Origin of the sequence: Mesorhizobium sp. NZP2234, from assembly GCF_013170765.1 — a bacterium.
Taxonomy (GTDB): domain Bacteria; phylum Pseudomonadota; class Alphaproteobacteria; order Rhizobiales; family Rhizobiaceae; genus Mesorhizobium; species Mesorhizobium loti_D.
Window position 1 is genome coordinate 2,554,562 of record NZ_CP033364.1, and the last position, 13,809, is coordinate 2,568,370.

General features: G+C 62.6%; 13 protein-coding genes and 1 tRNA gene. 7 read left to right on the top strand and 7 right to left on the bottom strand.

Translation table 11 applies throughout. The features are described from left to right. Positions 1–39 precede the first annotated feature (39 nt). On the top strand, positions 40–906 hold the full coding sequence (locus EB230_RS12550) for an NAD(P)-dependent oxidoreductase (protein ID WP_056578462.1): 867 nt from the start codon (positions 40–42) through the stop codon (positions 904–906). A gap of 81 nt (positions 907–987) precedes the next feature. On the opposite strand, the gene EB230_RS12555 is transcribed toward EB230_RS12550, so the two are convergent. Both EB230_RS12555 and EB230_RS12560 read right to left on the bottom strand, forming a co-directional pair. Continuing rightward, complete coding sequence (locus tag EB230_RS12555; RefSeq protein ID WP_056578459.1) at positions 988–1,506, bottom strand: TIGR00645 family protein; 519 nt, start codon at positions 1,504–1,506, stop codon at positions 988–990. Positions 1,507–1,826: 320 nt separating this feature from the next. Beyond that, on the bottom strand, positions 1,827–4,052 hold the full coding sequence (locus EB230_RS12560; protein WP_056578971.1) for an OmpA family protein: 2,226 nt from the start codon (positions 4,050–4,052) through the stop codon (positions 1,827–1,829). Positions 4,053–4,250: 198 nt separating this feature from the next. Here EB230_RS12560 and EB230_RS12565 point away from each other — a divergent pair, with 198 nt between their 5' ends. Both EB230_RS12565 and EB230_RS12570 read left to right on the top strand, forming a co-directional pair. Beyond that, positions 4,251–4,697, top strand: a complete 447-nt coding sequence (locus EB230_RS12565) for a YcgN family cysteine cluster protein (RefSeq protein WP_056578456.1) — start codon at positions 4,251–4,253, stop codon at positions 4,695–4,697. 189 nt (positions 4,698–4,886) lie between these two features. Beyond that, a complete protein-coding gene (locus EB230_RS12570) occupies positions 4,887–5,243 on the top strand; it encodes a hypothetical protein (protein WP_081295150.1) in 357 nt (118 codons plus the stop codon). Between the two features lie 158 nt (positions 5,244–5,401). On the opposite strand, the gene EB230_RS12575 is transcribed toward EB230_RS12570, so the two are convergent. Next, positions 5,402–6,112 (bottom strand): SIMPL domain-containing protein, encoded by a 711-nt coding sequence (locus EB230_RS12575; protein ID WP_056578449.1) that lies wholly within the window; start codon positions 6,110–6,112, stop codon positions 5,402–5,404. Between the two features lie 134 nt (positions 6,113–6,246). Between EB230_RS12575 and EB230_RS12580 the strand changes: the two genes are divergently transcribed. From EB230_RS12580 to EB230_RS12590, 3 genes are all read left to right on the top strand, one after another. Beyond that, positions 6,247–6,322, top strand: a tRNA-Ile gene (locus tag EB230_RS12580). 382 nt (positions 6,323–6,704) lie between these two features. Further along, on the top strand, positions 6,705–9,128 hold the full coding sequence (locus EB230_RS12585) for a phosphoketolase family protein (RefSeq protein WP_056578968.1): 2,424 nt from the start codon (positions 6,705–6,707) through the stop codon (positions 9,126–9,128). A 51-nt stretch (positions 9,129–9,179) separates the two neighbouring features. After that, positions 9,180–10,397 carry an acetate/propionate family kinase gene (locus tag EB230_RS12590; RefSeq protein ID WP_172372531.1) on the top strand — a complete coding sequence of 406 codons (1,218 nt, stop codon included), beginning with the start codon at positions 9,180–9,182 and terminating at the stop codon, positions 10,395–10,397. Here the strand turns inward: EB230_RS12590 and EB230_RS12595 are convergent. From EB230_RS12595 to EB230_RS12610, 4 genes are all read right to left on the bottom strand, one after another. Further along, the gene (locus tag EB230_RS12595) at positions 10,386–10,907 is read right to left on the bottom strand and encodes a GNAT family N-acetyltransferase (RefSeq protein ID WP_056578442.1); all 522 of its coding nucleotides are present in this window, start codon (positions 10,905–10,907) and stop codon (positions 10,386–10,388) included. The genes EB230_RS12590 and EB230_RS12595 overlap by 12 nt on opposite strands. A gap of 105 nt (positions 10,908–11,012) precedes the next feature. Beyond that, a complete protein-coding gene (locus EB230_RS12600; RefSeq protein ID WP_056578439.1) occupies positions 11,013–11,660 on the bottom strand; it encodes a helix-turn-helix domain-containing protein in 648 nt (215 codons plus the stop codon). A 414-nt stretch (positions 11,661–12,074) separates the two neighbouring features. Then, positions 12,075–12,605: a cytochrome b/b6 domain-containing protein gene (locus EB230_RS12605; RefSeq protein ID WP_056578436.1), complete on the bottom strand. Its 531-nt coding sequence runs from the start codon at positions 12,603–12,605 to the stop codon at positions 12,075–12,077. Positions 12,606–12,648: 43 nt separating this feature from the next. After that, on the bottom strand, positions 12,649–12,927 hold the full coding sequence (locus EB230_RS12610; RefSeq protein ID WP_056578434.1) for a PepSY domain-containing protein: 279 nt from the start codon (positions 12,925–12,927) through the stop codon (positions 12,649–12,651). 257 nt (positions 12,928–13,184) lie between these two features. On the opposite strand from EB230_RS12610, the gene EB230_RS12615 reads away from it, so the two are divergent. Further along, positions 13,185–13,682, top strand: a complete 498-nt coding sequence (locus tag EB230_RS12615) for a sulfocyanin-like copper-binding protein (protein ID WP_172372533.1) — start codon at positions 13,185–13,187, stop codon at positions 13,680–13,682. Positions 13,683–13,809 lie beyond the last annotated feature (127 nt).

Below are 13,809 nucleotides of genomic sequence, written 5' to 3' on the forward strand. Positions count from 1 at the left end.
AAGGTTCGCGCCTGCCATGTTGCAAGGGAGGCGCAAGGAATGTCGCTCAAGGGAAAGACGCTGTTCATCTCCGGCGGATCGCGGGGCATCGGGCTGGCGATCGCGCTGCGCGCGGCGCGCGACGGCGCCAATGTGACGATCGCGGCCAAGACCGCAGAGCCGCATCCGAAGCTGCCTGGCACGATCTACACCGCCGCCGAAGAGATCGAGCGGGCCGGCGGCAAGGCGCTGCCCGTGTTGTGCGACATCCGCGAGGAGGCACAGGTCGCCGAGGCGGTTTCAAAGACCGTTGAGAGATTCGGCGGCATCGACATCTGCGTCAACAACGCCAGCGCCATCCAGCTCACCGGCACGCTGGAGACCGACATGAAGCGCTATGATCTCATGCACCAGATCAACACGCGCGGCACCTTCCTTGTGTCCAAAATGTGCATTCCGCACCTGAAGTTGGCCAACAATCCTCACATCCTGAATCTGGCACCGCCGCTCGACATGAAGGCCAAGTGGTTCAAGAACCATGTCGCCTACACCATGGCCAAGTTCGGCATGTCGATGTGCACGCTGGGCATGAGCGCCGAATTCGCCAAGGACGGTATCGCGGTCAATTCGCTGTGGCCGATCTCGACCATCGACACGGCGGCGGTGCGCAATCTGCTGGGGGGCGCCACGGTGGCGGCAATGAGCCGGTCGCCCGACATCATGGCCGACGCCGCGCACGCCATCTTCATGCGGCCCTCGCGCGAGGCATCAGGCAATTTCTACATCGACGAAGAGGTGCTGCGCGCCGAGGGCGTCAGCGACTTTTCGGTCTATGCGCCCGACGCGGCCGGGCCGCTGGCCGGCGACTTTTTCGTGCCGGACGAGGTGTTTGCGAATTCGGAGACGAAGGTCAGAAGCATTTACTGATGGAAACCACGCCCTGCCGGCGCTGCCCCTCATCCGCCTGCCGGCACCTTGTCCCCGTACAGTGACGGGGACAAGGGAGCCTCACGCCTCGTCCTTCTTGCCTTTGCTCAGGCCCATCAGCCGGTCGATATAGGCCAGCATCAGCGCCGAGACGACGAAGGTGAGGTGAATGATGGTCAGCCACATCAGCTGGTCGGTCGAATAGGACGACGAGTTGAGGAAGACCTGCAAGAGGTGGATGGAGGAGATGGCGACGATGGTCGAGGCCACTTTGACCTTGAGCGATCCGACATCGATCGTGCCCAGCCAATGCACGCCGCTGCCATCCGGGTCGTCGAAGCGGCTGACGAAGTTCTCGTAGCCTGAGATGATGACCATCACCACCAGCGAGGCAACGAGGGCGGCATCGATCAGGCCGAGCATCTTCAGGATTGTGTCGGTGTCGCCGAGCAGGAACACCATGGTGATGAACTCGTAGAGCTTCTTGGCGAACGACAACGCATAGACGGCCAATGCCAGGCCAAGACCGATATAGAAGGCGACAAGAAGCCAGCGCGAGGCGAGGATGATGGATTCGATGGCGAGTTCGAGACGCTTCATAGAGTGGTTCCAGTTGTTCTCTGATCGGTGATCAGGCGGTATTTCGACCACGCGAACGCTTTTTGCAAGACAGCAAAAAACCCCGCCGGAGAGGGCCGGCGGGGCTCAATGCGTCCCGCTGGAGTCGGGACGGGGCAGGGAACGCCCAGTCCTGAATCTGGGGTGAGCGGGCTCGCGATTCAATGAGCCGGCTTTGATGCCGGGACAAATCTTCTTGAGCCGAGGCTCCGGATCCGAACCTTTCCCATCCCCGGCCGAGCCGGGGATGGGTGCTTCCAGCGTTGAGTCCGCAAATCAGGTCATGATTTTGAAATCATGATCTAATTGTTGCTGGCAACGGGTGCCACCAGCGACGTGATGCGGCGGATGGCGACACGCCGGTTCTCACGGTTGGGCGCCGAGGTGTTTACCTTCAGATACTCCTCGCCATAGCCCTGCGTCGTCAGGTTCTCCGGCGGGATGCCGAAGGCATTGGTCAGCGCTTCGGCAACCGCTTCGGCGCGGCGGTCGGACAGAGCAAGGTTTGCCTCCGGCGTGCCGACGGCGTCGGTGTGGCCTTCGATCAGGAAGGTCTCGGCCGGGTTCTTCTTCAACAGCTTCTCCATGGCGTTGGCGACGCCCTCGAGCTTCTGCACCTCGGTGTCGGAGATCGAGGACGAGCCGAATTCGAAGTTCAGCGTGTCGAGGTCGACGCGGCGCGCAATGTCGCGCACACGGGCCGAACGCTTGACCTCGTCGATCGAATAGAGGCGCTGGACCCTTTCCACCGGCGGCTGTTCGAGGAAGGTGTAGTAGTCGTCAGGGCTTTGGACGTCCTCGGAATCGAGGATGTAGTCACGGCGAGGGATGGTCAGCCGCATCGGCGGCAGGTCATCGCCGGGATCGCGCCAGTCGCCCTCATCCTGGTAGTCCCGCTCGTCGACATAGCTCAGCACATATTCGCGCCCGTCAGGCGTGATGCGTGAGCGCTGGATGACATCGCCGTAGCGGTTACGGATGGTGACGATCCGGATGCCGTTGTCGCGCTCGACCGTCTCGCGTGTACGGCCCTGCGGCAGGTCCTCGTAGTAGACGTCCCTGGCGCCGCGGTTCATGCGCCGACCTTCATTGCTCTGGACGATCGTCTGGCCGCCGAGCTGGATGATGACGCGGTCGCCGATCTCCTTGAGCACGTCAACGCCCTGGGGACGGCGGCGGTCGCGGATGTTCTCATCGGGCGCACGGTCGCGGCGCTTGCCCTTCTCTTCCGTCACCGGGACAAACTTTTCGGGCTTGATCTCCTGCTGGGCTGCCTTGTCGTCGGTTGGAGGCGGACCCTGGTCGACGGGAGCGACCGCGGGCTTCCGCCCCTGATCGCCGCCTTGCTGGGCGTTCTGGCCGCCATTCTGCTGCTCGCCACTCTGCTGACCGTTCTTGTCGCCCTGCCTGCGGCCGCCGCCCTTGCGTTCGGCGTCCTTCTGGCTGTCGAGGAGGGGGGCAGCGTTCTTGTCGGCGGGCGCTTCGCCCTGGACGGGATTTTCGCCCTGGACAGGCGCGGTCTTGCCGCCATTGGCCGGCTGTTCGCCGGTGGCTGGCTGCGCGCCCGTGACCGGCTGCTCGCCATTCGCGGGCTGTTCGCCCGTCGGCTTCTTGCCGTGCTTCTTCGTCTTGTCCTGGGGCTGCTCACCCTGGGTCGCCGGCTGTTCGCCGGCCGGAGCCGTTTCAGCCTTGGGCGTCGTCGCTTCGCCGGCGGGAGCTTGCTTCGGCGTCGGAGCGGCTTCCGGCGTCACCGCCGGGGCGGCGGGAGCCTCTTTCTGCTGGTCCGGCTTGTGTTTCCTGCCGGGCTTGGTCTGCTGGTTGTCGTTGGCGGGTTCTGTCTGCCCAGCGGGCGCCTGTTCGGCCGGCGCCTGCTCGGTCTGTTGCTGCTGGTCGCGCTTCTTCTTGCGCGGCTGCTGTTCTTGGGCGGCAGGGGCTGTCTGTTCGGCCGGCGCCTGCTCGGTCTGTTGCTGCTGGTCGCGCTTCTTCTTGCGCGGCTGCTGCTCTTGGGCGGCAGGGGCTGTCTGTTCGGCGGGAGCCTGCTCGGTCTGCTGCTGATCGCGCTTCTTCCTGCGCGGCTGCTGTTCTTCAGCGGCAGGGGCTGTCTGTTCGGCGGGAGCCTGTTCGGTCTGCTGCTGCTGGTCGCGCTTCTTCCTGCGCGGCTGCTGTTCCTCGGCGGCTGGAGCGGCCTGCTCGGCTGGCGCCTGCTCGGTCTGTTGCTGCTGATCGCGCTTCTTCCTGCGCGGCTGCTGTTCCTCGGTGGCTGGAGCGGCCTGCTCGGCTGCCGGTGCCGCCTTCTCGGCGGGGGCCTGCTCGGTCTGCTGCTGGTCGCGCTTTTTCTTGCGCCGCTGCTCCTGGTCGCTCTGTTGTCCCTCGTCGGCGGGTGCGTCCTGGGCCAGAATCAGCGGCGTTCCACCGCGTTGCATGGTGTCGAACGCGGCATTTCCCTGAAGCGGGAACGCGCCCAACGGCGCGGATGCCATCAGCAGGCCAAGTGCGGTACCTGCCAGAATCCGTGGTTGGCGTTTCATCGAAAGCTCTCCTTGTGGGGTCCCATCCTTGCCGAAACCGATCTTGGACCGATTGGTTCCAGTTTGGTGGGGATAGATGCCGTACAGGGCGATTGGCCGGCCTTTTGAAGGCAACTTCATGTCATTAGGCCAGCCTAAGGTCCGATTCCAGTCCCTGCCGCGCTTGACCTCGACGGCGGGCGGGGCCACATCCGCGAGATGGAAACGCCATTCTGGAAAACAAAGACGCTGGAAGCGATGAGCCCGGCCGAGTGGGAATCGCTGTGCGACGGCTGCGGCAAATGCTGCCTGTCGAAGCTCGAGGACGAGGATACGGGCGAGATCTACTGGACAAGTGTCGGCTGCCGGCTGTTCGATGCGCAGAGCTGCCGCTGCGCCGACTATGCCAACCGGCTGGCGCGCGTTCCCGATTGCGTCGGCCTGACGCCGCAGAATGTACGCACCATCAGCTGGCTGCCCAGCACCTGCGCCTATCGGCTGGTGGCCGAGGGCCGCGACCTCTATTGGTGGCACCGGCTGGTGTCGGGCAGTGCCGAGACCGTGCACGAGGCCGGTATCTCGATGCGCGGCCGGGTCAAGGCGAGCGAGACCGAACTGGCCGAGCTCGAAGATTATTTTGACTATATACTCGACGACGAGCCTTGAGGCTGGTGTCCGCCAGGCGCCAGGAATCTGGGCGGGGTATTGGGGGTTCGAAGATCGGCGGAGGTTTCCTTACCGCCACATGAACCGCAGATGAACGGCGAGTTCGTAAATAGTTCAGACAGGCCAGTGCATTGTCCCGCCATCGGTTTCACGAGGACGGGCGCAAGCCCGCAACAAGGAGAGAGAACCATGTACACCAAGATCAAGACGGCAGCCCTTTCGGCGCTGGTCGGCCTCGGCACGCTGGCCGCCATTCCCGCCCATGCCGACAGCCTCTATCTCGGCTTCGGCAACAACCAGGATCCGCGTTTCGGCGTCTATGCCGGTGATGACGGCTATCGCCACCGCCGCGACGAGCGCCGCGACGACTGGCGCCGTGGCTGCTCGCCCGACCGCGCCCTCGACAAGGCCGAGCGCATGGGGCTGCGCCGTGCCCGCATCGTCGACGCCAACCGCCGCGTGGTGAAGGTGATGGGCCGCCAGTATGGCGATCGCGTCGTCATCGTCTTCGCCAATGAGCGCGGCTGCCCGATCATCAACCGCTGAGGCCTCTTGATGGCAGAGCCCCTGTCCGATCGGACGGGCGCGGCTCGAAAAAACCCCGCGGGAGCGATCCCGCGGGGTTTTTTCCTTGCATCGTATCGGCTGCGGATCATCCGTCGCCGGCACTGCCGGCGACGGATGACCGTTGCTTCAGCCGGCTGTTATTTCAGCTCGAAGGTGACGGTCACCTGGACATTGTAGGCGTTTTCGCCGGCCTGGGTCGGCACCGCCGACCGGGCCGCGTCGAATGCCTTGGCGTTGATGGCCATCGGCGCGGGAGCGATGTTCTGGTCGGAGATTTCCAGCACCCGGCCAATGCTGACGCCGGCGGCCTCGGCCAGCGTCTTGGCCTTGGCGATGGCGTTGGCAACCGCCTTCTTGCGGGCTTCGGTGATGGTGGCATCAGGATTGTCATTGGTGAAGGAGATGCCGCCACCCTGGTTGACACCGAGAGACACCGCCTTGTCGAGGATCTCGCCCGTCTTGTCGATGTCGCGCACCCGTACCGCCAGCGTGTTGGTGACCTGGTAGGCGACGAGCTCTGCCTCCTGGCTGCCGTCGGGCTTGTTGGTGAAGTTGTAGCGCGGATTGATCTGGATGCCGGCGGTCTGCAGGTCGCGATCCTTGATGCCGGCCGCCTTCATCGCCGCGATAACCGCGGCCATGGCGTCGTTGTTGGCATCGAGCGCCGCGCGCGCCGTCTTGGCCTCGCGCATGACGCTGAGCGAGAGCAACGCCAGGTCGGGAGGCGTGGTCGCTTCGCCTTCGCCCGACACGATGATGCGGGCGGGCGTCGGCGAATCGGCGGCTCCAGCCATCGCCGGAAAAGCGATTGCAGCGGCGAGCGCGAGGGGCAAAAGATGTCTGGTCATGAAAATCTCCGTGGTATGCGATCAGGTCGCAAGCGTCGCCTAGAGCGCGATTATGGGTTGATTTGGGCGATCAGCGAAAGCCCGTCGCGAAAGCCTTGTGCTGCGATGCGAAAAACATTAATCCAGCCGGCGTGGGGCCTGTAGCTCAATGGTTAGAGCCGGCGGCTCATAACCGCTTGGTTGGGGGTTCGAGTCCCTCCGGGCCCACCATAACCATTGATTTTGTTGTTGAAAATTGCCCGCTTCCGTCGGCATTCTGAATGCCCTCCGGTACGCGTTGCGGGCGGTGCGCGCGCAGCCCTCCGCACGAGCGGAACACCTGGCCACACCCTAACCTTGATTGGGCTCCGTCAGATGTCGTCCAGGAGCTAAGCCGGCCGCTGGTCATCCGGTTTGCGGTGGATCAAAGCGTGCCCGTTCCGGCGCTACTACAGATGTCGCGAACAACATCTATCGCAAGTCCTTCAGTGTGTGCGGCCGATTGCCCTGAACCAAAGAGCGCGGGAAGCGTTTGTGCTCATTCACTGCAGGTCGATGGCACGGGCCCATGTCGCGGTACGGTGAGATGCACCAAGAGGCAATGGAGCCAGACATGACCCAACACACCTCTCCAGTCGTCCAATCCAGCCAGCTTTCCGAGCAGGAATTGCATGACATCGACGCCTATTGGCGTGCTGCCAACTATCTGACGATCGGCCAGATCTACCTGCTCGACAATCCGTTGCTGCGCGAACCGTTGCGGCTGGAGCACGTCAAGCCGCGATTGCTCGGCCATTGGGGAACGTCGCCGGGATTGAGTTTCATCTACGCGCATCTCAACCGTGTCATCCGCCTCACGGACACGAATGTCATCTACATCTGCGGTCCCGGACACGGCGGTCCGGCGATGGTGGCAAACACCTACCTGGAGGGGACTTACAGCGAATCCAATCCCGACATTGCGATGGACGAGCAAGGGATGCGCAAACTGTTCCGACAGTTCTCGTTCCCCGGCGGCGTCCCGAGCCATGCAGCACCCGATGTGCCCGGTTCTATCCATGAGGGCGGCGAGTTGGGCTATTCGCTTTCGCACGCCTATGGCGCCGCCTTCGACAATCCCGACCTTGTGGTCGCCTGCGTCGTTGGTGACGGCGAGGCTGAAACTGGGCCGCTTTCCGCCGCCTGGCATTCCAACAAATTCCTCAACCCGGCGCGCGACGGGGCGGTCCTGCCGATCCTGCATCTGAACGGCTACAAGATCGCCAATCCAACGATCCTTGCCCGAATTCCCGAAGACGAATTGCGCGCGCTGTTTATCGGCTACGGCTACGAACCGCTGTTCGTGGAAGGGCACGATCCGGCGCTGATGCATCAGCGGATGGCGAGCGTGCTCGAGGATGCGTTCGATCGGATCAAGGCTATCCAGCATGCCGCGCGCAACGGCTCCGCCGCGACGGCGTTACGACCAAAGTGGCCGATGATCGTGTTGCGCAGCCCCAAGGGCTGGACCGGTCCGAAAGAGGTCGACGGGCTGAAGACCGAGGGCTTCTGGCGCTCGCACCAGGTTCCCTTGTCAGGCCTCGCGGAAAACCCAGCGCATCTGAAGATGCTTGAGGAATGGCTGAAAAGCTACCGACCGGAAGAATTGTTCGACACCGCCGGCGCTCCTGTCGCCTCGATCCGCGCCACGGCACCCCAGGCGACGAAACGAATGAGTGCAAACCCGCACGCCAATGGCGGCCTGCTGCGCAGGTCTCTCGAACTGCCCGGGTTGCAAGATCACGCCATTGCGCTTGAGCGCCCCGGCGCCGTCAAGGCCGAGTCCACGCGGGTCATGGGCAGTTTCCTGCGCGATGTCATGCAGTTGAACGAGGCCATGAAGAACTTCCGGATCGTGGGCCCGGATGAGACTGCCTCGAACCGTCTTCAGGACGTGTTCGAAGTGACCGAGCGCGGCTGGATGGAAAAGATTCTGCCCGAAGACGTTCACCTCGGGCGCGAGGGCAGGGTTCTCGAAATCCTCTCCGAGCACACCTGCCAGGGTTGGCTCGAAGGCTACCTGCTCACCGGGCGCCACGGTCTCTTTTCCTGCTACGAGGCGTTCATCCACATCGTCGATTCCATGTTCAACCAGCATGCGAAATGGCTCGATGCCTGCCGCGCCGTCCCTTGGCGGCGGCCGATCGCATCGCTGAACTATCTGTTGTCCAGCCATGTCTGGCATCAGGAGCACAATGGCTTCAGCCATCAGGATCCGGGATTCATCGACGTGGCCCTCAACAAGAAGGCCGACATCGTGCGGGTCTACCTGCCCCCGGACGCCAACACCTTGCTGTGCGTGACCGAGCATGTGCTGCAGACCTGGAACCGCATCAACGTCATCGTCGCCGGCAAGCCGCCATCCTGGCAGTGGCTGTCGATGGACAAGGCAATCGTTCACTGCCGGGCAGGAATCGGCATCTGGGACTGGGCGTCAACGGACGATGGGGCTGAGCCCGACGTCGTGATGGCTTGTGCGGGCGATGTCCCGACCCTCGAAACGCTGGCGGCAGTGCAGATCCTCAGGCAACTGGTTCCCGATCTCAGGATCAGAGTGGTCAATATCGTCGATCTGATGACTCTTCAGCCAAAGGAATATCATCCGCACGGGCTGTCGGATCGCGAGTTCGATGCGCTGTTCACAGCCGACAAGCCGGTCATCTTTGCCTATCATGGCTATCCCTGGACGATCCATCGCCTGACCTATCGACGCACCAACCACGACAACATCCATGTGCGCGGCTACAATGAGGAGGGCACGACAACCACGCCCTTCGACATGACCGTACTGAACGGTCTCGACCGCTTTCATATCGTCCAAAGCGTCGTCGATTGGGTTCCACGACTAAAGAGCGTGCGGGTCGGCATCAAGCAGGCCATGGACAGCAAACTGCTTGAACACCGCGCCTATATTCGCGCCCATGGGCAGGATATGCCGGAAATCCTTGACTGGAAGTGGGAACAGGATGCCGATGCGGGGCCGAAGCGTCCGGATTGAGCGGACGCCCGCCCGCAAGCGCATGGGAACGGCAACATATCGGATGGCTTCATGACCGATGCGATCCTTGTCCTGAACGGCGGGTCTTCGAGCCTCAAGTTCGCCGTCTTCGAGCGACGCGACGAGCTCCCGCTGCTGCTGCGCGGCAATGTCTCCTCTATCGGTCAACAACCGCGGCTGCGTGTCGATGCCGCGGCCGGCAGGTCCAAGATCGACAAGAGCTTGGGCGAAGCACCGATCGATATTAGCACGGCGTTCGCGGCGGTTGCATCCGTGCTCGTCGACAACGATCTCCCGCGCCGCATCGACAGGGTAGGGCACAGGATCGTTCATGGCGGTCGTGATTTCACCGAAGCGACGCTGCTCGACGAACGCACGATCAAGGCATTGCGCTTGCTCGAGCCGCTGGCGCCCATCCACCAGCGGATCAATCTCGACATTGTCGCGCTGGCTGCTGAGCTCTTGCCGCGGGCCCTCCAGATCGGGTGCTTTGACACAGCGTTTCATTCGACCAGGCCGGAGCTTGCCAAAATCTACGGGCTGCCGCGCGCCCTGACTGACGCGGGCATCGTTTCCTACGGCTTTCATGGGCTGTCCTACAGCCACATCGCTGCGAAGCTGCGTGACCGCTACGGCGCGCGCGCCGGCGGTCGGGCGATCGTCGCCCATCTCGGTAGCGGCGCCAGCCTGTGCGCCATGGACGCCGGACGAAGCATCGCCACGACGATGGGGTTTTCGACCCTGGACGGCCTGGTAATGAGCACACGTTGCGGCGCGCTCGACCCAGGGGTCATCCTTCACTTGCTGCAGGAGCGGAGGTTGTCTCAGGACGAACTGGCCACGCTTCTCTACGAGCAATCAGGCCTGCTCGGAGTGTCTGGAATATCGGGTGATATGCGGACGCTGATCGACTCGGACGATTCCGCCGCCGCCGAGGCCGTCGATCTCTTCCTTTATCGGATCGGACGCGAGATAGGATCGCTGGCCGCTGCGATGGGAGGACTGGACACGCTGGTGCTGACGGCCGGCATTGGCGAAAACGCGCCGTTGGTCCGCGAAAGGATTTGCCTTGCCGCAGCCTGGCTTGGAGTCGGTCTCGACGAGAAACGAAACCGAGAGGGCGAGGAAGTGGTCAGCAACGCGACTTCCCGCGTCGATGTCCTTGTCATTCCAGCGGATGAAGAAAGCGCCGTGGCCGCGGAGATGCTCGTCCTTCGATCTGCCGAGCCCACAGCGGCTCGGAAGGGGCGAAGGCAGCTAAGCGGCTGATCGCGCCCCCAGCTCCCGCCTAACCAGGACCAGCGTCGCATCGTCGGGATCGGTCGTGACGGTGAAACCCATGTCGCGCTCGACCTCGATCGCGGCGCGGTTCTCACGGCTCTCGATCGACTCGATGGCTTCGAGGCCGAGGTCTTCGGCATATTTCGCAATATAGGCGAGTAACTCCCAGCCCACGCCCAGATGCTTGCGATCCGCGCGGATGCAGATCGCGACCTCACCGGTTCGGTCGGCTCGATCGCTTGCCAGCGTCGCAACGGCGATCAGCATCCCGTCGGTCGAGAAGGCCAGAAAATTATGGATATGCGCGTCGTCTGAACGCGTCATCGCCACCAGCCGTTCATGCGAAACTTCCTTCATGCCGCCGAGGAAGCGGAAGCGCAGGTCTTCCGGAGTCACATGGGTGAAGAACTCCGCCAGGGTTGGCTCGTCCTCGGGCCGAGCAAGGCGGACTTCGAAACGAAATCCAGTACGTGTGGTAATTGCGCTGTTCGTGGACATGGTTTGAACTCTAATCCTGGGTTGTTCTGAATGGCCAGATGCCGCGGAACCGAGTGGATATGGCTTCCTTTGGATATCTCCGTGCCACCGTTCGACGATGTCTGGTCATTCGCTCATGCAATGGAGCGCGTCGTGCTTGACGATTTCGATGCTGCGCAGGTTGAGAAGGCGGATGACGCCCTTGTCCTTCAGCCGGGTGAAGACCCGCGACACGGTCTCGATGGTCAGGCCGAGATAGTCGCCGATGTCCATGCGCGACATTGGCAGCTCGACCTGCCGCAATCCGCCCTGCCGCTCCGCCATGTCGACCAGGAAGGCGGCGACACGTTCGATGGCGTTCTGTCTTCCAAGGACCAGGAGGTGCTCCTGTGCGCGCGTCAGACCCTTGAGCGCCAACGGCAGCAACTGCCGGGACATGTCCGCCCCGGCAGCCAGGCGGAAGACGCGGACGCCGGTGGCGTTGATCGCCTCGGCGAAGAAATGATGCGTCGAGTCGGCTTCGAAGCCGAAAGTCTCGCCGGCGAGGTGAAAGGCGCTGATCTGCCGGCGACCGTCGGCAAGCAGGCGGTAGATGCGCACGGCGCCGAACTCGACCTGATAGAAAGCACTGGCCTTCCCGCCCTGGGCATAGATTTCCGCGCCGGCGGGGAAAAAGCTCACCGGCTGCAGCGGCGCCGGGTCGAATGCGTCCGGCAGGCTTGGTTGAACAGAATGCGACTGCAGTGAAATTCTGGAGACGGTGTAAGCGTGCATGGCTGTTTTCCCGGTTGTTCCGTGACACAGCAATCGCGCGAATCCGCGGGGCGCGAAATTCGGTTATATCCCTACGGGAAACTACCTAGCCGCGCGGATTGTTGATCCACATCAAGTGGCCAGGCGCGCCGGTCGCTTAAGTCCTCCTTTGATTTGGCAATAGCAACGGGGGTCGTTTCGTTGCGCCGAAAAGGCCGGTGGGCAGCGATGTATCTTCCGCAATTCATGGTCGGAATGTTTTTGACGTCGGGCATCGTGGCTCTATCTGGGTCGCCGCACCAATGCCTGCTCTTATCTTGTCTTCTCCGCCCATCTCGCATCGCGCGCTTCCAGGGCCATCTCGAACAAGGACCGACCGACTTGCGCCCCGAAACCGGCCGGGGCGCAAGTCGGATTTGGTCTACTGGTAGGTCGTCAGGCGATGTCCACCGGCTCGGCTTTGCGTTTTCGCCCCGTGATCATGGCCCGTACCAGGTTTTCGCGATGACGAAGGCTTGCCAGCGCGACGCCGCCTATATGAAAAAGGACAAGCACAAGTAGGCCGTGCGCGCTCAGGCTGTGCGCCGTTTCGACCCACGAGACGCCGAAATAGGCGTCCGTCGTCATCAGCCAACCGGTCAGTGCGGTTGACCCCATCGCCGCGATCAGCACGACAACCATTGCACCGCCGGCCGGGTTGTGGCCGATGTAGCGGGCTTCGCGACCGCTCAGTATTGCATAGAGATAGCGCAGCACCGTCGCCGGGTCGCGCACGAATTGAGAGAACCGCGCATAGGGCGTGCCCAGAAAGCCCCATAAGAGCCGCATTGCGACCAGCGCGGCAGCGGTGTAGCCGGCCCAATGGTGAATGCCCTCGGAGGAATGGGAGGTGAGCCAGGCCGTGACGAAGCTGAGCACAAGCGCCCAGTGGAAACTCCGCACGACCCGGTCCCAGACGCGCACCATCTCCGGCGATGCTTGCGCGTCCGCGGCTATGGAAATGTTTGGATCAGTTTTCGCCGGCTTCGGCATTGTCGAGCTTTTCAAGGGTCTCGGCATTGTAAGCCAGATTCACTTTCTTGCCGGCCTTGTCGACCGCGTAGACCTCGTAACAACCCTTCTCGACCTTGATCTGGCGGACGGTGAGGCCTTCGCCGGTCAATTGCGCCTCGAGCGTTGCCTTGGGCTTGAATTGTGATTTCGGGGCGGTGCTGCAGCTGCCGCTGGCGGCGAGCGCCGGTCCCGCGATCATGCCAGCGAGAGCGGCGAGGACGAGTGTGCGATACATGATGGCTCCATTCGGGATTGGGCGCCGAAGTTGCGCCTGCGGGTGGGACTTCGATCGGTCTTGTCAGACGGCGATTTCACCGTCATTGGTCGAAATAGCGCGTTCAACCTGACAACTGGCTGACAGTTGGGCCGGGGCCGCAGATCGGGCTCGCGCCGGCCGGTTTGATCTGGCGCAAAGACGGCGGGTGATTCAGCGAGCAGGATGACCGCCAGGATGTAGAGCGCTTCTGCTGCCGTCCCTGAAAGAGGATCACCATGGAAACCATATCGAGGAGAGTGGCGCTTGGGCTTGTGGCCGCAACGCTGATGGCGGGCAGTGTTGGCGCTGCCCAGGCTGCCGAACTTGTTCAGGTTTCGCTGTGGGACAAGGGCGCGAGTACGGAGATGCCGATGGGTCTTGCTTATGCAATGCCAGGACTCGATCTCTCCAAGGCCACCATGGGCATCAAGGCTTCCCCCGGAGCGGTGAAGGCCGGGGAGGTCACATTCAATGTGAAGAATGACTCCAAGGACACCGTTCACGAAATGATCGTGATGTACCTTGCCGATCCCCGCAAGCCACTTCCTTACGTTGAGGCCGAGAACCGGGTCGACGAAGACAAGGCCGGCGACAAGGGCGAAGTTTCCGAGCTTGATCCCGGTAAATCGGGCACGTTGACTGTCGAACTGAAGGCCGGAAAATACCTGCTCATCTGTAACGTGCCAGGTCACTTTGGAGCCGGCATGTGGACCGAGTTCACCGTCGATCCATAAACCCCTGAACAAGGCAGCGCTAGGAGGCAGTGACCTGTCGCAGGTTTCGAAAGCCTGCCGGGATCGCATCTCATCGCCTGATGTCGGGCATGGCGAAAGGAGTGGATCGTAATCCGCTCCGTTCGTT